The 24,343-nt window shown below is 55.7% G+C and carries 17 protein-coding genes; 10 read left to right on the top strand and 7 right to left on the bottom strand.

What is annotated here, in order from left to right; translation table 11 throughout:
- Positions 1 to 51 precede the first annotated feature (51 nt).
- From aat to trxB, 4 genes are all read right to left on the bottom strand, one after another.
- Positions 52 to 756, bottom strand: coding sequence for a leucyl/phenylalanyl-tRNA--protein transferase (gene aat, locus INF58_RS20220; RefSeq protein ID WP_193528384.1), 705 nt, complete (start codon positions 754 to 756; stop codon positions 52 to 54).
- Positions 757 to 801: 45 nt separating this feature from the next.
- Positions 802 to 2,523, bottom strand: a complete 1,722-nt coding sequence (gene cydC / locus INF58_RS20215) for a cysteine/glutathione ABC transporter ATP-binding protein/permease CydC (protein WP_131637899.1) — start codon at positions 2,521 to 2,523, stop codon at positions 802 to 804.
- On the bottom strand, positions 2,523 to 4,289 hold the full coding sequence (cydD, locus tag INF58_RS20210; RefSeq protein ID WP_063866266.1) for a cysteine/glutathione ABC transporter permease/ATP-binding protein CydD: 1,767 nt from the start codon (positions 4,287 to 4,289) through the stop codon (positions 2,523 to 2,525). Before cydD ends, cydC begins: the two co-directional genes overlap by 1 nt.
- Before the next feature lie 114 nt (positions 4,290 to 4,403).
- Positions 4,404 to 5,372: a thioredoxin-disulfide reductase gene (gene trxB, locus INF58_RS20205; RefSeq protein WP_063449177.1), complete on the bottom strand. Its 969-nt coding sequence runs from the start codon at positions 5,370 to 5,372 to the stop codon at positions 4,404 to 4,406.
- Positions 5,373 to 5,915: 543 nt separating this feature from the next.
- Here trxB and lrp point away from each other — a divergent pair.
- The 10 genes from lrp to INF58_RS20155 all read left to right on the top strand — a co-directional run bounded on the left by lrp (position 5,916) and on the right by INF58_RS20155 (position 19,913).
- The gene (gene lrp, locus INF58_RS20200; protein ID WP_000228469.1) at positions 5,916 to 6,410 is read left to right on the top strand and encodes a leucine-responsive transcriptional regulator Lrp; all 495 of its coding nucleotides are present in this window, start codon (positions 5,916 to 5,918) and stop codon (positions 6,408 to 6,410) included.
- 135 nt (positions 6,411 to 6,545) lie between these two features.
- A complete protein-coding gene (locus INF58_RS20195; protein WP_193528383.1) occupies positions 6,546 to 10,214 on the top strand; it encodes a DNA translocase FtsK 4TM domain-containing protein in 3,669 nt (1,222 codons plus the stop codon).
- A gap of 127 nt (positions 10,215 to 10,341) precedes the next feature.
- A complete protein-coding gene (gene lolA / locus INF58_RS20190; RefSeq protein ID WP_003858270.1) occupies positions 10,342 to 10,956 on the top strand; it encodes an outer membrane lipoprotein chaperone LolA in 615 nt (204 codons plus the stop codon).
- A 9-nt stretch (positions 10,957 to 10,965) separates the two neighbouring features.
- Complete coding sequence (gene rarA, locus INF58_RS20185; protein ID WP_112793205.1) at positions 10,966 to 12,309, top strand: replication-associated recombination protein RarA; 1,344 nt, start codon at positions 10,966 to 10,968, stop codon at positions 12,307 to 12,309.
- A 92-nt stretch (positions 12,310 to 12,401) separates the two neighbouring features.
- Positions 12,402 to 13,694 (top strand): serine--tRNA ligase, encoded by a 1,293-nt coding sequence (gene serS / locus INF58_RS20180; protein ID WP_063449174.1) that lies wholly within the window; start codon positions 12,402 to 12,404, stop codon positions 13,692 to 13,694.
- Positions 13,695 to 13,905: 211 nt separating this feature from the next.
- Positions 13,906 to 16,350: a dimethylsulfoxide reductase subunit A gene (dmsA, locus tag INF58_RS20175; RefSeq protein WP_193528382.1), complete on the top strand. Its 2,445-nt coding sequence runs from the start codon at positions 13,906 to 13,908 to the stop codon at positions 16,348 to 16,350.
- A 10-nt stretch (positions 16,351 to 16,360) separates the two neighbouring features.
- Positions 16,361 to 16,978, top strand: coding sequence for a DMSO/selenate family reductase complex B subunit (locus INF58_RS20170; RefSeq protein WP_017384545.1), 618 nt, complete (start codon positions 16,361 to 16,363; stop codon positions 16,976 to 16,978).
- Position 16,979: 1 nt separating this feature from the next.
- The gene (locus tag INF58_RS20165) at positions 16,980 to 17,843 is read left to right on the top strand and encodes a dimethyl sulfoxide reductase anchor subunit family protein (protein ID WP_193528381.1); all 864 of its coding nucleotides are present in this window, start codon (positions 16,980 to 16,982) and stop codon (positions 17,841 to 17,843) included.
- Between the two features lie 276 nt (positions 17,844 to 18,119).
- Positions 18,120 to 19,268 (top strand): MFS transporter, encoded by a 1,149-nt coding sequence (locus INF58_RS20160; protein ID WP_063449171.1) that lies wholly within the window; start codon positions 18,120 to 18,122, stop codon positions 19,266 to 19,268.
- Positions 19,269 to 19,391: 123 nt separating this feature from the next.
- Complete coding sequence (locus tag INF58_RS20155) at positions 19,392 to 19,913, top strand: anti-virulence regulator CigR family protein (protein WP_193528380.1); 522 nt, start codon at positions 19,392 to 19,394, stop codon at positions 19,911 to 19,913.
- Positions 19,914 to 19,949: 36 nt separating this feature from the next.
- Here INF58_RS20155 and pflA read toward each other — a convergent pair whose 3' ends face one another.
- From pflA to focA, 3 genes are all read right to left on the bottom strand, one after another.
- On the bottom strand, positions 19,950 to 20,690 hold the full coding sequence (gene pflA / locus INF58_RS20150; protein ID WP_003858250.1) for a pyruvate formate lyase 1-activating protein: 741 nt from the start codon (positions 20,688 to 20,690) through the stop codon (positions 19,950 to 19,952).
- Between the two features lie 204 nt (positions 20,691 to 20,894).
- Positions 20,895 to 23,177, bottom strand: coding sequence for a formate C-acetyltransferase (gene pflB / locus INF58_RS20145; RefSeq protein ID WP_015570975.1), 2,283 nt, complete (start codon positions 23,175 to 23,177; stop codon positions 20,895 to 20,897).
- Positions 23,178 to 23,228: 51 nt separating this feature from the next.
- Entirely contained in the window at positions 23,229 to 24,086 is an 858-nt protein-coding gene (gene focA / locus INF58_RS20140) for a formate transporter FocA (protein ID WP_017384832.1), read from the bottom strand.
- Between the last annotated feature and the right edge of the window lie 257 nt (positions 24,087 to 24,343).

Raw genomic sequence — 24,343 nt, 5'->3', positions numbered from 1 at the left:
CTACTCTGCGGCGTAATTATAACACCCTCATAAAAAATATGCGGAAAACATTTAGGCATTGGGCATAAAGAACGTTCTGGGAACCCAAAAATCGCGCGGAAGGGTCTCCTGTCGGCACTGTTCAAGGTGTTCGATATAGCGTCGGCGGGAAATTTCCACGGCGCCCAGCGAGGCGGTGTGCTCATTCAGCACCTGGCAATCCATCAGCTGTCCGCCACGTTGGGCAAATTCCTCGCTAAACACCAGCAGCGCAGTTTTCGACGCATTCGTGGCGCGGGAGAACATCGACTCGCCGCAGAACAGCGTGCCCTGCGCCACGCCGTACATTCCGCCAACGAGGTCATCCTCTTTCCATACTTCGATGGAGTGCGCGTAGCCCAGCTCATGAAGCTGGTGGTAGGCGATAATGATGTCGCGGGTTATCCAGGTGCCTTCGTGACGATCTTCAGCGCAGCCTTCAATGACCTGCCCGAAGGCGTGGTTGAGCGTAACGCGATAGGGGGATTTTGCGTGAAAACGCTTCATGCTGCGGCTCAGGTGAAACTGCCCGGGCCATAGCACGGCTCGCGGGTCGGGAGACCACCATAAAATCGGGTCGCCGGGAGAAAACCACGGGAAGATGCCGCGCTGGTAAGCCATCAGGAGACGCGCCGGGCTGAGATCGCCGCCCAGAGCCAGCAATCCGTTAGGTTCACGCAGCGCCCCCTCCGGAGAAGGGAACGCAATATTATGGCGAGAAAGCTGCACCAGGCGCATGACAACAGAACTCCAGTACGCGAGAGAGGACGCTACAAATATAGTCTACAGGCGCTGTTTAAACTGGTAATAGCGACCTTGTTTTGCCAGCAGCTCTGCGTGATTACCTTGCTCAATTATGTGTCCGTTGTCCATCACAATTATCCGATCGAAATTCACCAGCCCGCGCAGGCGGTGAGTGACCATCAGCACGGTTTTGCCTTTCATCACATTTGTCAGTAAATCAAGGATTTGACTCTCGGTTGTCGCATCCAGACCTTCTGTCGGTTCATCCAGCAGCATCAGCGGCGCATCGTGCAGCAGGGCGCGCGCGATGGCCAGACGACGCAGTTCGCCGCCGGAAAGCTGTCGACCCCCTTCACCCAGCCAGCTGTTTAACCCGTCGTCCTCAAGCAGCTTGTGCAGCCCAACCTGTTCCAGCATCGCCCGCAGCGTATCGTCGGAGGCGTCTGGTGCCGCCAGAAGAAGATTATCGCGCAGCGTAGCGCTGAACAGATGCACCCGCTGGGGCACGACGCTGACCGTTTTACGCAAGGCCGCTTCGCTAAAACCAGACAGCGGAATGTCGTTAAGCCGAATCTCGCCCTGCTGCGGATCCCACGCGCGCGTGAGAAGTTGCAGAAGCGTCGATTTGCCACATCCCGTACGGCCAAGGATCGCAATGCGCTGCCCGGCATCAACAGACAGGCTGACGTCTTCCAGCGCGTTTTGCGCCTGCTTGTCGTAGGCGAAGGTGACGTTGCTGAGCGTCAGCGCGACCTGCTCCGGCACGGCGGTTTGACCGGCGCTAAACTTCACTTCAGGCTCCTGCTCGGCAATGTCCGTAATGCGCAGCGCAGAGGCGATGACCTGGCCGAGATGCTGAAACGCGCCCGTGACCGGGGCCAAGGCTTCGAAGGCAGCCAGTGCACAGAAAACAAACAGCGCAATGAGCGGACCGGGCTGCGCGTTACCGCCCACGCCACCGGAGGCCATCCAGAGCATGGCGATGACGGCAATTCCACCAATTAACATCATTAGCGCCTGGGAAAACGCGGTCAGCTCAGACTGGCGACGCTGGGCTTCATGCCAGTTAAGTTCCGTATTTTCCATACGGGCGCGGTAGCGTTTGCTGGCACCAAAGATGGTGAGCTCGGCCTGTCCCTGCAACCAGGAGGTGAGCTGCTGGCGGTATTCTCCACGCAGACGCGTCAGGTTTTCCCCGGTGGTTTTACCTGCACGATAAAACAGGGGGGGCAGAATAATCAGCGTCATCAACATGATGCCGCCGAGCGTCAGCGCGATAGGAACATCCAGGAAACTCAACCCCAGCGTGACCACGACAATCACCACAAACGCGCCCACCATGGGCGAAATGACGCGGAGATAGAGGTGATCCAGCGTATCTACATCCGCAACCACGCGGTTGAGTAATTCGCCCTGACGAAAACGTGCCAGTCCGGCAGGGGAGAGGGGCAGCAGCTTGCTGAACGTATAAATGCGCAGGTGTTGCAGCACGCGGAAGGTCGCGTCGTGGCTGACCAGACGCTCGAAATAGCGCCCGGCAGTTCGCGTAATCGCCGTGCCGCGCACCCCGGCGGCAGGCAGCATATAGTTAAAGCTGTACAGCCCGGCAAAGCCTGCGGCCGCAGACGCGGAGAGGAACCAGCCGGAAAGCGTAAGCAGGCCGATGCTGGCGAGCAGCGTGACGATCGCCAGCACAATCCCGAGCGTCAGCATCCATTTGTGGCGTTTATACAGTGCAAGATAGGGAAGCAGGGCGCGCATCAGATGTCCTCCTGACGATTCGCCAGCAGGTTCGCAAACGGCCCCTGCGCGGCAACAAGCGCGGCGTAATCGCCTTGCTCAACAATGTGTCCGTTTTCCATCACCCAGATCCGATCCCAGTCGGCAATACCTTCCAGCTGGTGGGTCACCATCAGGGTGGTTTGCTGGCGTGAGGCGGCGTTAAGCGCATCCATCACGCGCTGCTCGCTGTGTGCATCCAGGCTGGCTGCGGGTTCGTCCAGCAGCATTAGCGAACAGGGGTTCAGCAGCGCACGGGCAACCGCGACGCGCTGTGCCTGGCCCACCGACAGCCCGGCAGACTGATCGCCAATGACCGTATCGACGCCCTGCGCAAGCAGCGGCAGAAACTCGCTGACCCAGGCGCGGTCGAGGACCGATTGCAGCTCATCGTCACGCGCATCCGGACGTGCCAGCAGCACATTCTCGCGCAGCGTCGGGGCAGGCAGCTGCGGGTTTTGACCCACCCAGCTCAACTGCTTACGCCAGGCATCAGGATCAAGCTCGCGCAGCTCCGTTTTGTTGATACGCAGCGATCCGGTGTAGGCCATAAAGCCTGATAGCGCATTCAGCAATGAGCTTTTACCTGAACCGCTGGTGCCCACCAGCACCACACGTTGCCCGGCGGGCAGGGTAAAGTTCAGCGGACCTGCCAGCACTTTGCCTTCAGGCGACAGAACAGAAAAATCCTGTGCTTCAATGGTCACCGGATCGTTCGTATTCAGCGTCACTTCACCACGCTCAGGATGCGCCAGCGGCGTTTCCATGAAGGTTTTCAGGCTGTCGGCAGCGCCAACCGCCTGCGCTTTGGCATGGTAAAAGGTGCCGAGATCGCGAAGCGGCTGGAAAAATTCCGGGGCCAGGATCAGCGCCAGGAACCCGGCGGAAAGCGTGACCGCCGTACCGTAGTGGCCAAAGTCCAGCGCGCCGAGGTAGGAGAAGCCAAAGTAAACCGCCACCAGCGCAATCGACAGGGAGGTGAAGAACTCGAGCACGCCGGACGAGAGGAAGGCCATGCGCAACACTTCCATGGTGCGCTGACGAAAATCCTGCGACGCCAGGCGAATGTTTTCGGTTTCCGCTTCACCGCGACCAAAGATACGCAGGGTTTCCATGCCGCGCAGACGGTCCAGGAAATGACCGCTTAACCGGCCCAGCGCCAGGAAGTTGCGGCGGTTTGCATCTGCCGCGCCCATGCCGACCATCGCCATAAATAGCGGGATCAGCGGGGCGGTCCCCAGCAGGATCAGCGCTGCCACCCAGTTAACCGGGAAGATGGCGATAACAATCAACAGGGGCACAAATACCGCCAGCGCCATCTGGGGAAGATACCGCGCGTAGTAATCGTGCATATCGTCGATTTGCTCAAGGATCAGCGTCGCCCAGCTGCCGGCTGGCTTACCCTGGATCCACGCAGGCCCGGCTTCCGAGAGCCGATCGAGCACCTTGCGGCGAATCTCATAGCGGATGTGCTGCCCGGCATGGAACCCAACCCGCTCGCGCAGCCAGACCACCCACGCGCGCAGAATGAAAACCAGCACCAGAATGATAAACGGCAACAGCAGCGCTTCGCGCGGAATGTTCTCCATGATCATATGATTGAGAATGCGGGCCAGCAGCCATGCCTGGGCAACAATCAACAGACCGCTGATGAATCCAAGAACGCGGGAAATCATAAGCCAGCGGCGGGATAGAACGCTTTGCTGTTTCAGCCAGCGTGTTAACTCTTGTTGACGGGTTTTTTCCATTGCGTACTTTGCAGGTGACGTTATAAGAAATTAGACCTCTGCATGTTACACGTGAGCAAAAATAAAGGCGACCAATGGCCGCCTTTATTTACGTTTGTTACTGACTTGTAAAGATTATTTACCTTGTTCAGCCAGTCCGTCCAGATAGCGTTCTGCGTCCAGCGCGGCCATACAGCCGGTGCCCGCAGAGGTGATCGCCTGACGATAAATATGGTCCATGACGTCGCCTGCCGCAAAGACGCCCGGAACGCTGGTCTGGGTCGCGTTGCCGTGAATGCCGGACTGCACTTTAATGTAGCCGTTTTCCAGCTCCAGCTGACCTTCGAAGATAGCCGTGTTAGGGCTGTGGCCGATGGCCACGAACAGGCCCGCCACCTCCAGCGTTTCGACGGTGTCGGTGTTCTGCGTATCACGAATACGCAGACCCGCCACGCCCATCTGGTCGCCGGTCACTTCTTCCAGCGTACGGTTGGTGTGCAGCACAATGTTGCCGCTCGCCACTTTATCCATCAGGCGTTTGATCAGGATCTTCTCAGCGCGGAAGGTGTCGCGACGGTGGATCAAGTGCACTTCCGAGGCGATGTTCGCCAGGTACAGCGCTTCTTCGACCGCGGTATTACCGCCGCCGATTACCGCAACTTTCTGGTTGCGATAGAAGAAACCGTCGCAGGTTGCGCAGGCTGACACGCCGCGGCCTTTGAACGCTTCTTCAGACGGCAGGCCGAGATAACGGGCAGAGGCGCCGGTGGCAATGATCAGCGCATCGCAGGTGTATTCACCGCTGTCACCCGTCAGGCGGAACGGACGGTTCTGCAAATCCACTTTGTTAATGTGGTCGAACAGGATTTCGGTTTCGAATTTGGCGGCATGCTCGTGCATGCGCTCCATCAGCAGCGGCCCGGTCAGGTCGTTCGGGTCGCCCGGCCAGTTCTCCACTTCCGTGGTGGTGGTCAGCTGACCGCCTTTTTCCATCCCGGTGATCAGTACCGGTTGCAGGTTAGCGCGTGCAGCATAGACCGCTGCGGTATATCCCGCAGGTCCAGAACCAAGGATTAGCAGCTTACTGTGTTTGGTCGTGCCCATGAGATCCCCATTGTTGTTGGCAGGCAATGGGCTGGATTGTAGGGAATTTGTTGCCGTAAAAAAAGAGCACGGCAGTTTTGCTTCCGATATATGCAATAGCCGCGCCCTATGAATCTGATGCGTTCATATCACGTCTGCTACTGAAAATCGCGCGTTTATAAGGCAATAAAATGAGGATTAATACCCCTCCGTAATGAATATCCGGCATCTTGTACTAAAAATCGATGTTTTGCTTTGACAATCCCCTGCGCTTTTGCGAAAACATTCAAGGAAGAAAAAAAGACGCATGAACTGCATGCCGAATAGACATGCACGTAAATGCCATTTTTACCGGGTCAGTGAAATCTACGCATGGTGTGGACAGACGCCATACGTGATGTCTGTGACTGCTTTCGGGCAACGGTCTTCTTACCGCAGAACCCGAATCCACATCGCGTCAAATACATAACCAGGCGATGTGATGAATAACGGGTGCAGGCTCTGAACAGTGATGTGCACAGGGTCCAGGCAGGAGTAGGGAAGGAATACAGAGAGACAATAATAATGGTAGATAGCAAGAAGCGCCCTGGCAAAGATCTCGACCGTATCGATCGTAACATTCTTAATGAATTGCAAAAGGATGGGCGTATTTCCAACGTCGAGCTTTCAAAACGTGTGGGACTTTCCCCGACGCCGTGCCTTGAGCGTGTGCGTCGACTGGAAAGACAGGGTTTTATCCAGGGCTATACGGCTCTGCTGAACCCGCATTATCTGGATGCCTCACTTCTGGTATTTGTTGAGATTACTCTGAATCGTGGTGCACCGGATGTGTTTGAGCAATTTAACGCCGCTGTACAAAAACTTGAAGAAATTCAAGAGTGTCATCTGGTCTCCGGTGATTTCGACTACCTGTTGAAAACCCGTGTGCCCGATATGTCCGCCTACCGTAAGCTGCTGGGTGAAACCCTGCTGCGTCTGCCAGGCGTGAACGACACCCGTACTTATGTGGTGATGGAAGAGGTCAAACAGAGCAATCGTCTGGTTATTAAGACGCGCTAACACGGAACAGGTGCAAAATCAGTGTAGTTTGATTACACTCCTGTTAATCCATACAGCAACAGTGCCGGGGATACCCGGCGCTGTTGTCCGTTTTAGCACACAGGCAGGACATGCCTGATACCTGGAGAGCCTTTCTTGAGCCAGGAATACACTGAAGACAAAGAAGTCACACTATCGAAGCTAAGCAGCGGACGTCGTCTCCTCGAGGCTTTGCTGATTGTTATTGCCCTTTTTGCCGTCTGGCTGATGGCCGCCTTACTCAGTTTCAACCCCTCAGATCCCAGCTGGTCACAAACCGCATGGCATGAGCCTATCCATAACTTAGGTGGCGTTCCCGGCGCCTGGCTTGCGGACACGCTCTTTTTCATTTTCGGTGTGATGGCCTATACCCTGCCCGTCATCATTATTGGCGGATGCTGGTTTGCCTGGCGTCATCGACAGAACGACGACTACATCGATTATTTTGCCGTTTCGCTGCGCCTGATTGGTGCCCTGGCGCTGATCCTCACCTCCTGTGGGCTGGCGGCGATCAACGCCGATGATATCTGGTATTTCGCCTCCGGCGGGGTGATCGGCAGCCTTCTGAGCTCTGCGCTGCAACCGATGCTTCACAGCAGCGGCGGCACGCTGGCGCTGCTGTGTATCTGGGCGGCGGGGCTGACGCTGTTTACCGGCTGGTCCTGGGTGAGCATTGCTGAGAAGATCGGCAGCTTTATTCTGACGCTGCTGACGTTCGCCAGCAACCGTACCCGTCGTGACGATACGTGGGTCGATGAAGATGAATACGAAGATGAGTATGAAGAAGACGATGCGCCTGATGTGCGTCGTGAGTCTCGTCGCGCGCGTATTCTGCGCGGTGCTCTGGCGCGCCGCCAGCGCGTCGCCGAAAAATTTGCGAACCCGTTAGGCCGTAAAACGGACGCCGCGCTGTTCTCCGGTAAACGTATGGATGAAGACGAGCAGATTGAGTATCGCGGTGCGGCCGTCGATCCTGATGACGTACTGTTCTCTGGTCATCGCGCCACGCCGGGTGAGTATGACGAATACGATCCGCTGCTGAATGGTCATTCCGTGACTGAACCGGTAGCCGCCGCTGCTGCCGCAACGACGGCGGCGCAGGCCTATGTTGCACCTGTTGAAGCCGTGATGCCGTCCTCGCCTGTGCCTGCCCCGGAGTCCGCGATTCAGCAACCGCAGGTAGACTGGCAGACTGCGCCAGGCGTCCATACGCCTGAGCCGACCATTGCGCCTGAGCCAGAAAGCTATATTCCCGTGCAGCAGGAGCAGTGGCAGCAGCCGTATCAGCCGCCTGAGCCTGTCACCGAGCCGCAACAACCGTATCAGGCTTATACGCCAGAACCCGTTGTACATGAACAGCCCTACGTTGCGCCGGAGCCTGAACCTGAAGTGGTCGAGGAAGCGAAGCCGTCTCGTCCGCCACTGTACTATTTTGAAGAAGTGGAAGAGCGCCGCGCCCGTGAGCGCGAGCAGCTTGCCGCCTGGTATCAGCCCGTGCCCGAGCCGGTACAGGAGCCAGTTGCAAAAGCGCCTTCGGTCAGCGTTCCACCTGTAGATCCTACGCCAGCCGTTGCGTCGGGTGCTGAAGCCGTGAAGCAGGCAACGGCAGCCGCTGCCGCGTCCGCTCCGCTATTCAGCCCGGCAACCGACAGCGCCCCGCGTCCTCAGGTGAAAGAGGGCATTGGTCCACAGCTGCCGCGTCCTAACCGCGTGCGCGTACCGACTCGCCGGGAGCTGGCCTCTTATGGCATTAAACTGCCTTCCCAGCGTATGGCGGAAGAGAAAGCGCGTGGTTCCGACTACGAAGATGATGCAGACGAACTGCATCAGGACGAGCTGGCGCGTCAGTTTGCCGCCCAGCAGAATCAGCGCTACGGCGACGAGTATCAGCACGACGTGCCTTCACACCAGGACGACGATGATGCGGCCGAAGCGGAGCTGGCGCGCCAGTTTGCCGCTACGCAGCAGCAGCGTTATTCCGGTGAGCAGCCTTCGGGGGCAAACCCGTTCTCGCTGTCGGATTTCGAATTCTCACCAATGAAAGATCTGGTGGATGATGGCCCAAGCGAACCGCTGTTCACGCCGAGCGTAATGCCGGAAGCGGAGCCGGTGCGTCAGGCGCCAGCGCCACAGGCTTACGCGCAGCCGCAACAACCGGCGCCGCAGGCGTATGCTCAGCCGCAGACGCCTGCCCAACCGCCACAGCCGCAGTTCCAGCAGCCGGCACCGCAGCCGCAGCCGCAGGAGAGCCTGATTCATCCGCTGCTGATGCGTAACGGAGACAGCCGACCGCTGCAACGTCCAAGCACGCCGCTGCCCTCGCTGGATCTGTTAACGCCGCCGCCGGCTGAAGTCGAGCCGGTTGATACTTTTGCCCTCGAGCAGATGGCCCGTCTGGTGGAAGCGCGTCTGGCTGACTTCCGTATTAAAGCGGACGTGGTGAACTACTCACCGGGCCCGGTGATTACCCGTTTCGAACTGAACCTGGCGCCGGGCGTAAAAGCGGCGCGTATTTCTAACCTCTCCCGCGACCTGGCGCGTTCCCTGTCGACCGTGGCTGTTCGCGTGGTGGAAGTGATCCCAGGCAAGCCTTACGTTGGCCTTGAGCTGCCAAACAAGAAACGCCAGACCGTCTATCTGCGTGAAGTGCTGGACAACACCAAGTTCCGCGATAATCCTTCCCCGCTGACCGTGGTGCTGGGGAAAGACATTGCGGGCGATCCGGTAGTTGCCGATCTCGCGAAAATGCCGCACCTGCTGGTTGCGGGTACCACCGGTTCCGGTAAATCCGTCGGTGTGAACGCCATGATCCTCAGCATGCTCTACAAAGCGCAGCCTGAAGACGTGCGTTTCATCATGATCGACCCGAAAATGCTCGAACTGTCCGTCTACGAAGGCATTCCGCACCTGCTGACGGAAGTGGTCACCGACATGAAGGACGCCGCCAACGCACTGCGCTGGAGCGTCAATGAAATGGAGCGTCGCTACAAGCTGATGTCGGCGCTGGGCGTGCGTAATCTTGCCGGTTATAACGAGAAGATCGCCGAGGCGGCGCGCATGGGTCGTCCGATTCCGGACCCATACTGGAAGCCGGGTGACAGCATGGATGCCCAACATCCGGTGCTGGAAAAACTGCCTTACATCGTGGTGCTGGTGGATGAATTTGCCGACCTGATGATGACCGTTGGTAAGAAAGTGGAAGAGCTGATTGCACGTCTGGCACAGAAAGCGCGTGCGGCGGGTATCCACCTGGTTCTGGCTACGCAGCGTCCGTCCGTGGACGTTATCACTGGTCTTATTAAGGCAAACATCCCGACCCGTATCGCGTTTACCGTGTCGAGTAAAATTGACTCGCGTACTATCCTTGACCAGGGCGGAGCAGAGTCGCTGCTGGGGATGGGTGATATGCTCTACTCCGGGCCGAACTCCACCTCGCCGGTGCGTGTTCACGGTGCGTTTGTTCGCGACCAGGAAGTGCACGCGGTTGTGCAGGACTGGAAAGCGCGCGGGCGTCCGCAATACGTTGACGGCATCACCTCCGACAGCGAAAGCGAAGGTGGCGGCGGTGGTTTTGACGGCGGCGAAGAGCTGGATCCGTTATTCGACCAGGCGGTTAATTTCGTCACCGAAAAACGTAAAGCGTCCATCTCGGGCGTGCAGCGCCAGTTCCGTATCGGCTACAACCGCGCGGCGCGTATCATTGAGCAGATGGAAGCGCAGGGCATCGTGAGCGAACAGGGGCACAACGGTAACCGTGAGGTGCTGGCGCCACCGCCGTTTGAGTAACCTTCAGCGATTGCAAAGAAGGGTAAATCAGCAAAAATTAAGCATATTCTTCTGTCGCCTGCCTTCGGGCAGGTACAGAATGGAAACGGAACCCCCATATCGGGAAGACGTATTTTAAGGAATAACAATGAAAAAAATCGCCATCGCCTGTGCATTACTCTCCAGTTTTGTTGCCAGCAGCGTCTGGGCTGATGCAGCCAGCGACCTTAAAAGCCGACTGGATAAAGTGAGCAGCTTCCACGCCAGCTTCACGCAAAAAGTGACTGACGGCAGCGGCAACGCGGTGCAGGAAGGGCAGGGAGATTTGTGGGTGAAGCGCCCAAATCTGTTCAACTGGCACATGACCCAGCCGGATGAAAGCGTTCTGGTGTCTGACGGTAAAACCCTGTGGTTCTACAACCCGTTTGTTGAGCAGGCGACCGCCACCTGGCTGAAAGACGCGACCAGCAATACGCCGTTTATGCTCATTGCCCGTAACCAGTCCAGCGACTGGCAGCAGTACAACATTAAACAAAACGGCGACGAGTTTGTCCTGACGCCAAAAGGCAGCAACGGTAATCTGAAGCAGTTCACCATTAACGTGAGCAGCAACGGCACCATCAATCAGTTTGGCGCGGTTGAGCAGGACGATCAGCGCAGCAGCTATCAGTTGAAGTCTCAGCAAAACGGCGCTGTTGATGCATCGAAATTCACCTTTACCCCGCCGCAGGGCGTAACGGTGGACGACCAACGCAATAAGTAAGAGGCATGAGTGAGCAATTTGTCGCTCGATTTTTCAGATAATGCGTTTCAACCTCTGGCCGCCCGTATGCGGCCAGAAAATTTAGCGCAGTACATCGGTCAGCAACATCTGCTGGCTGCGGGGAAACCCTTGCCGCGCGCCATCGAGGCCGGGCATCTGCACTCCATGATCCTCTGGGGGCCACCCGGCACCGGAAAAACCACGCTCGCTGAAGTGATTGCCCGCTATGCCAACGCGGACGTTGAGCGCATCTCGGCGGTCACGTCGGGGGTGAAAGAGATCCGTGAGGCGATCGAGCGGGCGCGACAAAACCGCAATGCCGGACGTCGCACCATTCTGTTTGTCGACGAAGTTCACCGCTTCAACAAGAGCCAGCAGGATGCCTTCCTGCCGCACATTGAAGACGGTACGATTTTCTTCATCGGCGCCACCACGGAAAACCCGTCGTTTGAACTGAACTCTGCGCTGCTGTCCCGTGCGCGCGTGTATCTGCTTAAATCGCTGACCACGGAAGATATCGAAAAGGTTCTGACGCAAGCGATGGACGACAAAGCGCGGGGTTACGGCGGACAGGATATCGTTCTGCCGGACGAGACGCGTCGTGCGATCGCCGAACTGGTGAACGGTGATGCCCGTCGGGCGCTGAACACGCTCGAAATGATGGCCGATATGGCCGAAGTGGACGATGCGGGCAAGCGCGTATTGAAGCCTGAACTGCTCACCGAAATTGCCGGTGAACGCAGCGCGCGCTTCGATAATAAAGGCGACCGTTTCTACGACCTTATCTCTGCGCTGCATAAGTCCGTGCGCGGCAGCGCGCCGGATGCGGCGCTCTACTGGTATGCGCGTATCATCACCGCCGGTGGCGATCCGTTATATGTCGCGCGCCGCTGCCTAGCGATTGCGTCGGAAGACGTCGGCAATGCCGATCCGCGCGCCATGCAGGTCGCGCTTTCCGCCTGGGATTGCTTTACCCGCGTCGGGCCTGCGGAGGGTGAGCGCGCCATTGCTCAGGCGATTGTCTATCTGGCCTGCGCACCGAAAAGCAATGCGGTGTATACCGCCTTCAAAGCGGCGATGTCGGATGCACGTGAACGTCCGGATTACGACGTTCCGGTACACCTTCGCAATGCCCCTACAAAGCTGATGAAAGAGATGGGTTACGGGCAGGAGTATCGCTACGCCCATGATGAACCCAATGCCTACGCCGCCGGGGAGGAGTATTTCCCGCAGGAGATGGCACAAACCCGCTATTATCACCCCACAAACAGAGGTCTTGAGGGTAAGATTGGCGAAAAGCTCGCCTGGCTTGCCGGACAGGATCAAAATAGCCCTATAAAACGCTACCGTTAGTTCAATCGTTGCGGTAATGTTGGCAATATATCTCTGTGGCCGCAGGCTGTGGTCACTTTTTCCTTTTTTAATTCGATAAGCACAGGATAAGCATGCTCGATCCCAATCTGCTGCGTAATGAGCCAGACGCAGTCGCTGAAAAACTGGCACGCCGGGGCTTTAAGCTGGATGTAGATAAGCTGCGCGCTCTCGAAGAGCGTCGTAAAGTTTTGCAGGTACAAACTGAAAATCTGCAAGCAGAGCGTAATTCTCGATCGAAATCCATTGGCCAGGCGAAAGCGCGCGGGGAAGACATTGAGCCATTACGCCTGGAAGTGAACAAACTGGGTGAAGAGCTGGATAAGGCGAAAGCTGAACTGGACGTTCTTCAGGCTGAAATTCGCGATATTGCTCTGGCGATCCCGAACATTCCTGACGACAGCGTGCCTGTCGGCAAAGACGAAAACGACAACGTTGAAGTGAAACGCTGGGGTACGCCTCGCGAGTTTGACTTCGAAGTGCGCGATCACGTGACCCTGGGCGAAATGCACGCGGGCCTGGACTTTGCGGCAGCGGTTAAGCTGACCGGTTCTCGCTTCGTGGTGATGAAAGGGCAAATTGCTCACCTGCACCGCGCGCTGGCTCAGTTCATGCTGGATCTGCACACCGAGCAGCACGGCTACAGCGAAACCTACGTACCGTATCTGGTTAACCACGATACGCTGTACGGTACAGGCCAGCTGCCGAAATTTGCCGGCGATCTGTTCCACACCCGTCCGCTGGACGAGGAAGCAGACAGCAGTAACTACGCGCTGATCCCAACCGCGGAAGTGCCGCTGACCAACCTGGTGCGTGACGAGATCATCGACGAAGACGATCTGCCAATCAAACTGACCGCGCACTCTCCGTGCTTCCGTTCTGAAGCGGGTTCTTACGGTCGTGATACTCGCGGCCTGATCCGTATGCACCAGTTCGATAAGGTTGAGATGGTGCAGATTGTTCGTCCGGAAGAATCGATGGATGCGCTGGAAGAGATGACCGGCCACGCGGAAAAAGTGCTGGAACTGCTGGGGCTGCCTTACCGCCGTATGGCGCTGTGCACCGGGGATATGGGCTTCGGCGCCTGCAAAACCTTCGACCTCGAAGTGTGGGTGCCGGCGCAGAACACCTACCGTGAAATCTCTTCCTGCTCTAACGTCTGGGATTTCCAGGCGCGTCGTATGCAGGCGCGTTGCCGCAGCAAGTCCGACAAGAAGACCCGTCTGGTTCATACCCTGAACGGTTCTGGTCTGGCGGTTGGTCGTACGCTGGTGGCCGTGCTGGAGAACTACCAGCAGGCAGACGGTCGCATTGAGATCCCTGAGGTGCTGCGTCCTTACATGAAAGGCCAGCAGTTCATCGGTTAATATTTTGCTTCAAAACAAAAAAGCGCCTCAGGGCGCTTTTTTTATATCCCTGATTTGATACGACGCAATACCTCCTCCCTCTAAAGTAGTAATACTCCTCCGAACGAAAGTTAGCATAAAACACCGATAACGTAGCTTTTCGTTATATATAAAACTACATAGCGGTTTGCACCGCCTCTCTTTTCTTTGTGAGCAACCAAAGTGAGTCTTTATGAAAATCAAAGCGCCTGAAGCGTTAATGGCTGCCGAGGTCACTCGCCGTGGGTTGATGAAAACCACGGCAATAGGCGGCCTGGCTGTTGCCAGCAGCGCCTTTACGCTCCCCTTTACCCGACTGGCGTCGGCGGCGGAGGCTCTGTCTCCCGCTTCAGCCCCGGAAAAAGTGGTGTGGAGTGCCTGTACCGTTAACTGTGGTAGCCGCTGCCCACTGCGTATGCACGTCGTGGACGGTGAAATCAAATACGTAGAAACCGACAATACCGGCGATGATAACTCCGAAGAGTTACATCAGGTTCGTGCCTGTCTGCGTGGCCGCTCAATGCGCCGTCGCGTTTATAACCCGGATCGTCTGAAATATCCCATGAAGCGTGTCGGTAAGCGTGGGGAAGGAAAGTTCGAGCGCATTAGCTGGGACGAAGCCTACGATATTATCGCGACCAACATGCAGCGCCTGATCAAAGAGTACGGCAATGAATCCATCTACCTGAACTACGGCACCGGGACGCTTGGCGGCACCATGACCCGCTCCTGGCCGCCGGGTAAAACGCTGGTAGCGCGCCTGATGAACTGCTGCGGCGGCTATCTCAACCATTATGGCGACTACTCTTCCGCACAGATTGCTGCGGGCCTGAACTATACCTACGGCGGCTGGGCAGACGGCAACAGTCCGTCGGATATCGAAAACAGTAAACTGGTGGTGTTGTTCGGCAACAACCCGGGCGAAACGCGCATGAGCGGCGGCGGAGTAACCTATTACCTTGAGCAGGCGCGCGCCAAATCCAACGCACGAATGATCATCGTCGATCCGCGCTACACCGATACCGGCGCCGGGCGTGAAGACGAGTGGATCCCCATCCGCCCTGGTACCGACGCGGCGCTGGTCAATGCGCTGGCGTATGTGATGATTACTGAAAACCTCGTCGACCAGCCGTTCCTGGATAAATACTGCGTCGGTTATGACGAGAAGACGCTCCCTGCCAGCGCACCGGCTAACGGGCACTATAAAGCCTATATTCTTGGCCAGGGCAGCGACGGCGTGGCGAAAACCCCGGAGTGGGCATCCACTATCACCGGCATTCCTGTCGAACGTATTGTTCAGCTGGCACGTGAAATCGGTTCAGCCAAACCGGCTTATATCAGCCAGGGCTGGGGACCACAGCGTCACGCGAATGGTGAGATTGCCACCCGCGCCATTTCTATGCTCTCAATTCTGACCGGCAACGTCGGCATTCACGGCGGTAATAGCGGCGCGCGTGAAGGCTCGTATGAAGTACCGTTTGAACGTATGCCAACGCTGGATAATCCGGTTCAGACCAGCATCTCTATGTTTATGTGGACTGACGCGATCGAGCGCGGCCCGGAAATGACCGCGCTGCGCGACGGCGTTCGGGGCAAAGATAAGCTGGATGTGCCGATCAAAATGATCTGGAACTATGCCGGTAACTGCCTGATCAACCAGCACTCCGAAATCAACCGCACCCACGAAATTTTGCAGGATGATAAGAAGTGCGAAATGATTGTGGTGATCGACTGCCATATGACCTCGTCGGCGAAGTATGCCGATATCCTGCTACCAGACTGCACCGCCTCTGAGCAGATGGATTTTGCGCTGGACGCCTCCTGCGGCAACATGTCCTATGTGATCTTCACTGACCAGGCCATCAAACCGCGCTTCGAGTGCAAAACCATCTATGAGATGACGTCCGAGCTGGCGAAACGTCTTGGCGTTGAGCAGCAGTTCACCGAGGGACGCACTCAGGAAGGATGGATGCGCCATCTGCATGAGCTCTCCCGCAAAGCCATTCCAGACCTGCCGGACTTCGATACCTTCCGCAAGCAGGGGATGTACAAACAGCGCGACCCGGACGGGCATCACGTGGCGTACAAAGCCTTCCGCGAGGATCCGGTAGCCAATCCGCTGACCACGCCGTCGGGCAAAATCGAGATCTATTCGGAAGAGCTGGCAAAAATTGCCGCGTCCTGGGAATTGCCGGAAGGGGACGTTATCGATCCACTGCCGATCTATACGCCTGGTTTCGAAAACTACAACGATCCGCTGACGGAGAAATTCCCGCTTCAGCTGACCGGTTTCCACTATAAAGCGCGTGTTCACTCCACCTACGGCAACGTTGACGTACTGAAAGCGGCCTGCCGACAGGAGATGTGGATCAACCCGATGGATGCGAAAGCGCGCGGCATCAGTAATGGCGATCGCGTACGTATCTTCAACGGGCGTGGCGAGGTGCATATCGAAGCCAAAGTGACGCCGCGCATGATGCCGGGCGTTGTCGCGCTGGGGGAAGGGGCCTGGTATAACCCGGATGCGAATCGCATCGATCAGGCGGGCTGCATCAACGTTCTCACTACGCAGCGTCCATCGCCGCTGGCGAAGGGCAACCCATCCCACACGAACCTCGTTCAGGTTGAAAAGGCGTAAGGAGTAACCGATGACAACCCAGTATGGATTTTTTATTGATTCCAGCCGTTGCACCGGGTGCAAAACCTGCGAGCTGGCCTGCAAGGATTATAAGGACCTGACCCCGGACGTCAGCTTCCGTCGTATTTATGAATACGCGGGCGGCGACTGGCAGGAGGACAACGGCGTCTGGCATCAGAATGTCTTCGCTTATTACCTGTCGATTGCCTGCAACCACTGCGAAGATCCGGCCTGTACCAAGGTCTGTCCGAGCGGGGCAATGCACAAGCGCGACGACGGCTTTGTGGTGGTGGACGAGGACGTCTGCATCGGCTGTCGCTACTGCCACATGGCCTGCCCGTACGGCGCACCGCAGTACAACGCCGCTAAAGGCCACATGACCAAGTGCGACGGCTGCCACAGCCGCGTGGCGGACGGCAAAAAGCCCATCTGCGTCGAGTCCTGCCCGCTTCGTGCGCTGGATTTTGGCCCGATTGAGGAGCTGCGCAAAAAACACGGCCAGCTTGCCGCCGTCGCGCCGCTGCCGTCTGCGCACTTCACGAAGCCGAGTATTGTGATCAAACCTAACGCCAACAGCCGTCCGACGGGTGACACCACCGGCTACCTGGCAAACCCGAAGGAGGTGTGAGATGGGAAGTGGATGGCATGAATGGCCGCTGATGACCTTCACGGTCTTTGGGCAGTGCGTGGTGGGCGGGTTTATTGTCCTCGCGCTGGCGCTTATGAAAGGTAATCTCAGTGCCGAACGGCAGCAGCGTCTGGTGCTCAGTATGTTCGGTCTGTGGGTGCTGATGGGCATTGGCTTTATCGCCTCCACGCTGCACCTGGGTTCGCCGATGCGCGCGTTCAACTCCCTGAATCGCGTGGGCGCCTCTTCGCTGAGTAATGAGATTGCCAGCGGCGCAATCTTCTTTGCCGTAGGCGGGCTGGGGTGGCTACTGGCAGCGGTGAAAAAGCTGCCGTCAGGGTTACGCGCGTTGTGGCTTATCGTCACCATGATACTGGGCGTGGTATTCGTCTGGATGATGGTTCGGGTGTACAACACGATTGACACCGTTCCGACCTGGTACAGCGTCTGGACACCGATGAGCTTCTTCCTGACGATGTTCATTGGCGGCCCGCTGCTGGGCTATCTGCTGCTGCGCGTGGCCGGCGTTACGGGTTGGGCGATGCGCCTGCTGCCTGCGATCTCGCTGCTGGCACTGGTCATCAGTACCGTTGTGGCGCTGATGCAGGGAGCGGAGCTGGCGACGATTCACAGCTCTATCCAACAGGCTTCGGCCCTGGTGCCGGATTACGGTTCGCTGATGGCCTGGCGCGTGGTGCTGCTGACGGCGGCGCTGGTCTGCTGGGTTGCCCCTCAGCTTAAAGGCTACCAGCCTGCGCTGCCGTTGCTGTCGCTGGCGTTTGTACTGGTGCTGGCCGGGGAACTGATTGGCCGCGGCGTGTTTTACGGTCTGCATATGACGGTCGGTATGGCTATTGCCAGCTAGTTTTTATTTTTTGTTATATAAAGCCGGGACATAGCGCCCGGCTTTTCTTTTTTCATTCATGAAATTTTTCAACTGATGTTTCGCTTAAGAATTTCCCGGATATAAATAAAAACAAATAGATAATTAATATCTGTAGCAGGCTTTGCATTAGCAGGATGAGTTTTTTAAATCGACGTGGCGCATATCGTGCGTGACGCCTGAATCGGTGGATTGACTTTGTTTTTGCCAGTGGCATGATGCGCACGAAATCTGAACTTCCTCACGGTTTTTAAATCCATGACCACCTATACCCGCCCGGTGCTTTTGTTGCTCTGTGGCCTGCTTTTGCTGACCCTGGCGATCGCGGTGTTAAACACACTCGTCCCGCTCTGGCTGGCCCATGAAAACTTACCGACCTGGCAGGTGGGTATGGTTAGCTCGTCCTTTTTTACGGGAAATCTGCTGGGCACCTTATTAACGGGTAGCCTTATTAAGCGTTTTGGTTTTAACCGTAGTTATTATCTGGCGTCGCTGATCTTTGCCGTCGGATGCGCTGGTTTAGGCCTGATGGTCGGCTTCTGGAGCTGGATGGTCTGGCGCTTTATTGCGGGCGTCGGCTGCGCAATGATTTGGGTAGTGGTGGAAAGTGCGCTGATGTGCAGCGGCACCTCGCGTAACCGCGGGCGTCTGCTGGCAGCTTACATGATGGTGTATTACGTCGGTACCGTTCTGGGACAACTGATGGTCAGCAAATTCCCAACCGACCTGATGAGCGTACTGCCGTGGGTAACGGGCATGGTGCTGGCTGCGGTCCTGCCGCTGCTCTTTACCCGAATCGTGAACCAGAGCAGTGAGCATCAGGAAGCTACGCACGTCTGGCCGATGCTCAGGCTTCGTCAGGCGCGTTTAGGCGTTAACGGCTGCATTATCTCCGGGATTGTGCTGGGTTCACTCTATGGCCTGATGCCGCTCTATCTCAACCATCAGGGCGTCAGCGATTCCGGGATCGGTTTCTGGATGGCGGTCATGGTCAGCGCTGGGATTGTAGGTCAATGGCCGATCGGTCGTCTGGCCGATCGTTTTGGTCGCCTGCTGGTGCTGCGCGTGCAGGTTTTTGTGGTGATCATGGGCTGCCTCGCCATGCTCAGTAACGCTGCGATGGCGCCTGCGCTGTTCATTCTGGGGGCTGCGGGCTTTACGCTCTATCCCGTCGCGATGGCCTGGGCCTGTGAGAAAGTAGAGCATCATCAGCTGGTGGCGATGAACCAGGCTTTATTGCTGAGCTACACCATCGGCAGCTTGCTGGGGCCGACTTTCACCTCCATGCTCATGCAAAACTACTCTGATAACCTGCTGTTTATCATGATTGCCAGCGTGTCGTTTATCTATCTGCTAATGCTGCTGCGCAAAGTCGGCGAGCATCCCACGCCGGTGGCACACGCCTGATGAATTAAAAGCCTGTCGATGACAGGCTTTTTTGTCCCTGTCACATATAAGACTTTTGCTTATTGTGCGTTTTTACTGCCTGGCGATAATTCAAATGCGTACTACCACAAAAAGGCAGCCATCATGTCTACTCGTCGTTTTACCACTACCGCACTTGCCGTAGTGTTGTCCTTAACGTTTGCAACGGCTCCGGTCATGGCTAATCCCGGGAACGGGAATGGCGGTGGCCACGGAAACGGTGGCGGACAAGGTAATAGCGGCAATCATGGTAACGGCAACGCCGGCAACCATGGTAATAAGCAAAATAAGGGTCAGAATAATCCAGGAAAATCGGATAAAAGCGTCAAAAACAGCAAAGATGTCGGTAACGACGTCGATGTGCGCGTGAGCTTCGATCGCGCCCGCCATCTGGCGCTGAATTATGGCTTAACGGGCTATGACTCTCTGCCTCCGGGCATTGCGAAAAATCTTGCGCGCGGTAAACCGCTGCCTCCGGGCATTGCAAAGAAAACCGTGCCTGCCTCAATGCTCGGCCAGCTTCCGTCCTATCCGGGGTATGAATGGCGCGTGGTGGGGGACGACCTCGTCTTAATTGCCCTGAGTACCGCGATTGTGACTGCCGTTATTAACGGCGTCTTTGAATAGAATATAAAAAGGCCCGGTTCTCACCGGGCCTTTTTCTTAATACATGACCTTGTGGCCGTACTGCTCAAGAATGCCTTTGACGCGTTCCATCGTCTCTTTTTTCGGCGGCTTCACGCCGTCAAGCTTGTACTCTTCGCCCATCGCCACCCATTTATGTTTACCCAGCTCGTGATAGGGCAGGAGTTCAATTTTCTCCACGTTGCCCATATCCCGGGTAAACTCGCCCAGACGATGCGCGGAATCATCATCATCTGACCAGCCCGGCACCACCACGTAGCGGATCCACGTTTTGACGCCTTTGTTGGCAATGTATTTGGCAAATTCCAGCGTACGGTGGTTCGAGACGCCGACCAGGTTCTGGTGAATTTCATCGTTCATCTGTTTGAGATCGAGCATCACCAGATCGGTTACCTCAAGCAGTTCATCAATAACCGGATCGTAGCGGCGTACAAAGCCGTTGGTGTCGAGGCAGGTATGAATGCCTTCTTTGTGGCAGGCGCGGAACCAGTCGCGCACAAACTCAGCCTGAAGAATGGCTTCACCGCCGGATGCCGTCACGCCACCGCCGGACGCGTTCATAAAGTGGCGATAGGTCACCACCTCTTTCATCAGATCCTCAACGGTGACTTCTTTGCCGCCGTGGGTATCCCAGGTGTCACGGTTGTGGCAGTACAGGCAGCGCATCAGGCAGCCCTGGAAAAAGGTGATGAAACGGATCCCCGGGCCATCGACGGTGCCACAGGATTCAAAGGAGTGAATGCGACCAATAATTGACATTGCGGTGATATCTCCAGCATCGGCCCGTCCGGGGCCTGAGTATGCACAGCTCAAAGCCGGCTGTGTTGAAGTCTGTTTTGGCTGTTATCCATAAAGTATAGATAGCGGACAAAAGAGACTGAGGAGAAGAGGGTGCTAAAAAGGCCCCACTGACGTGGAGCCTTTATTGTACGCTTTTTAACGCGTGATTTCAGTCAATTCCACTTACATGGACTGAGTGAAAGTACGGGTGATAACGTCCTGCTGCTGTTCTTTAGTCAGGGAGTTAAAACGTACTGCGTAACCTGATACACGAATGGTCAGCTGAGGATATTTCTCAGGATGTTCCATCGCGTCGAGCAGCATTTCACGGTTCATCACGTTCACGTTCAGGTGCTGACCACCTTCGATGGACGCTTCGTGGTGGAAGTAACCATCCATCAGACCCGCGAGGTTAGTTTTACGTACTTCGTCATCTTTACCCAGCGCGTTTGGCACGATAGAGAAGGTGTAAGAGATACCATCTTTCGCGTAAGCAAACGGCAGTTTAGCAACGGAGGTCAGAGAGGCAACCGCACCTTTCTGGTCACGACCGTGCATTGGGTTAGCACCTGGGCCGAATGGCGCGCCAGCACGACGACCGTCTGGGGTGTTACCGGTTTTCTTACCATACACAACGTTAGAGGTGATGGTCAGAACAGACTGAGTCGGGATAGCGTTACGGTAGGTAGTGAGTTTCTGAATTTTCTTCATGAAACGTTCTACCAGGTCAACTGCCATGTCATCCACGCGAGCGTCGTTGTTACCAAACTGCGGGTATTCGCCTTCGATTTCGAAGTCGATAGCCAGACCGTCTTCATCACGAATTGGTTTAACTTTCGCATATTTGATTGCAGACAGGGAGTCAGCCGCAACGGACAGGCCTGCGATACCACACGCCATGGTGCGAACCACGTCACGGTCGTGCAGCGCCATCAGAGAGGCTTCGTAGCTGTACTTGTCGTGCATGTAGTGGATAACGTTCAGCGCAGTCACGTACTGCTTAGCCAGCCAGTCCATGAAGTGGTCCATGCGCTCCATGACTTCATCATAGTTCAGCACGTCGCCTTTGATAGGTTCAGACTTAGGACCAACCTGCATTTTCAGTTTTTCATCAACGCCGCCGTTGATAGCGTACAGCATGGTTTTCGCCAGGTTTGCACGCGCACCGAAGAACTGCATTTGCTTACCAACAACCATTGGGCTTACGCAGCACGCGATAGCGTAGTCGTCGTTGTTGAAGTCCGGACGCATCAGGTCATCGTTCTCGTATTGTAGAGAAGAGGTGTCGATGGACACTTTAGCGGCGAATTTCTTGAAGTTCAGAGGCAGTTTTTCAGACCACAGAACGGTGATGTTCGGCTCCGGAGAAGGACCCATGGTGTACAGGGTGTTCAGGAAGCGGAAGCTGTTTTTGGTTACCAGAGTACGGCCATCTACGCCCATACCGCCAATAGATTCGGTTGCCCAGATTGGGTCACCAGAGAACAGCTCATCATATTCTGGAGTACGCAGGAAGCGAACCATACGCAGTTTCATGACCAGGTGGTCAATCATTTCCTGAGCGTCTTGCTCGGTGATTTTACCTGCTTTCAGGTCACGTTCGATGTACGCATCCAGGAAGGTGGATACGCGACCGAAGGACATTGCTGCACCGTTCTGAGACTTAACAGCGGCCAGGTAGCCGAAGTAGGTCCACTGGATAGCTTCCTGAGCGTTGGTTGCAGGGCCAGAGATATCGCAGCCATATTTCGCAGCCATCTCTTTGATCTGACCCAGCGCACGGTGCTGTTCAGCAATCTCTTCACGCAGACGGATAGTCGCTTCCAGGTTTACGCCGTTTTCCAGGTCAGACTGGAGAGAGACGAACTGTGCGTATTTGTCTTTCATCAGGAAGTCGATACCGTACAGCGCAACGCGACGGTAGTCACCGATGATACGGCCACGGCCATAGGCATCTGGCAGACCGGTCAGAACGCCAGATTTACGGCAGTTCAGGATGTCTTTGGTGTAAACATCGAATACGCCCTGGTTATGGGTTTTACGGTATTCGGTGAAGATTTTTTTCAGCATTGGGTCCAGCTCGCGGTTATACGCTTTGCAGGAACCTTCAACCATTTTAATGCCACCGAACGGGATGATTGCGCGTTTCAGTGGTGCTTCAGTCTGGAGACCAACGATTTTCTCAAGGGCTTTGTTGATGTAGCCAGCATCGTGAGAAGTGATGGTGGAAGCAACGGAGGTGTCAAAATCAACTGGCGCGTGAGTGCGGTTTTCCAGTTTAACGCCTTCCATTACGCTGTCCCACAGCTTGGTGGTTGCGTCAGTTGCACCAGCCAGGAAGGATTCGTCACCTTCATACGGGGTATAGTTTTTCTGAATAAAGTCACGGACGTTGACTTCATTCTGCCAGTCACCTTTCGTAAAACCTTCCCAGGCTGTGGCTAACTTTTCATTAAGCTCGGACATGTAACACCTACCTTCTTAAGTGGATTTTTTATTTACTGCCTGAGACAACCATTAATGATGATCGCCGCCACGCAGGTAAATGACCCAGTATGTCAACCCAACTAACAGACCCCCACCGATAATGTTCCCGATAGTGACGGGGATCAGGTTATCAGTAATGAAATTCATAATAGTCAGGTGTGAAAAACTTTCCGGGGTTGAACCAACAGCAGTCCAGAACTCCGGGCTTGCAAAGTTGCGGATAACAATCCCCATCGGGATCATGAACATATTCGCAATACTGTGCTCAAAGCCGCTGGCAACAAACATCGCAACCGGCAGAACCATAATCATGGCTTTATCCATCAGGCTACGACCAGAGTAGCTCATCCAGACCGCCAGGCAGACCATCAGGTTTGCAAGGATGCCGAGAGCAACAGCTTCGATAAATGTATGGTGCATTTTGTGGTCAGCGGTTTGCAGGACGTTAAGCCCCCAGCCGCCGTTGGCGGTCATGTACTCGCCAGAGAGCCACATCAACAGAACAAAGAGCAGACAGCCAATCAGGTTACCAACGTAGACGTTGAGCCAGTTGCGCCCCAGTTGACCCCAGGTAATTCTTCCGCTGGCTTTTGCCACAACAATCAACACCGTTGAGGTGAAGAGGTCGGCACCGCAGATGACGCAAAGAATCAGACCCAGTGAGAAGCAAATACCACCAATCAGTTTCGCTATGCCGAAAGGCATCCCGGCCGTGCCGGTGGTGGCTGTGATATAGAAGACGAAAGCGATGGAGATGAACACACCAGCCGTGATGGCCAGAAAGAACGTCGTCATCGGATGTTTCGTTGCTTTGTAGACACCCGCTTCTTCGGCAACTTTCGCCATCGCAGCGGGGAGTAATAGATCAAAAGGGTTGTCAGCTTTCACACTAACTCTCTCTTTATTAAGTCGGCGACGAGATACTAACAAAGCATTATAGAAGAGAAATTGATATAGATCATATCTCGCCTGGCTTATAGGCCCGCAGTGTGTATGGTTTTACAGCAAAAGCGGAGTAAGTATTTGATTATCCGTATAAAAATAAATTTTAAAAGTTATGAAAAGAGTTGAATTTTTTCCTTCAGCCTCCCTTAAAACAGTTAATTAAAATGGAGTATTTATTATAATTAGTAACAGTAAAGCAC

It is taken from the genome of Enterobacter cloacae complex sp. P24RS (assembly GCF_014982165.1).
Classification (GTDB): Bacteria; Pseudomonadota; Gammaproteobacteria; order Enterobacterales; family Enterobacteriaceae; genus Enterobacter; species Enterobacter quasihormaechei.
The sequence above is the reverse complement of the archived record's forward strand: the minus strand, read 5'-3'. Positions and strand labels throughout refer to the sequence as shown.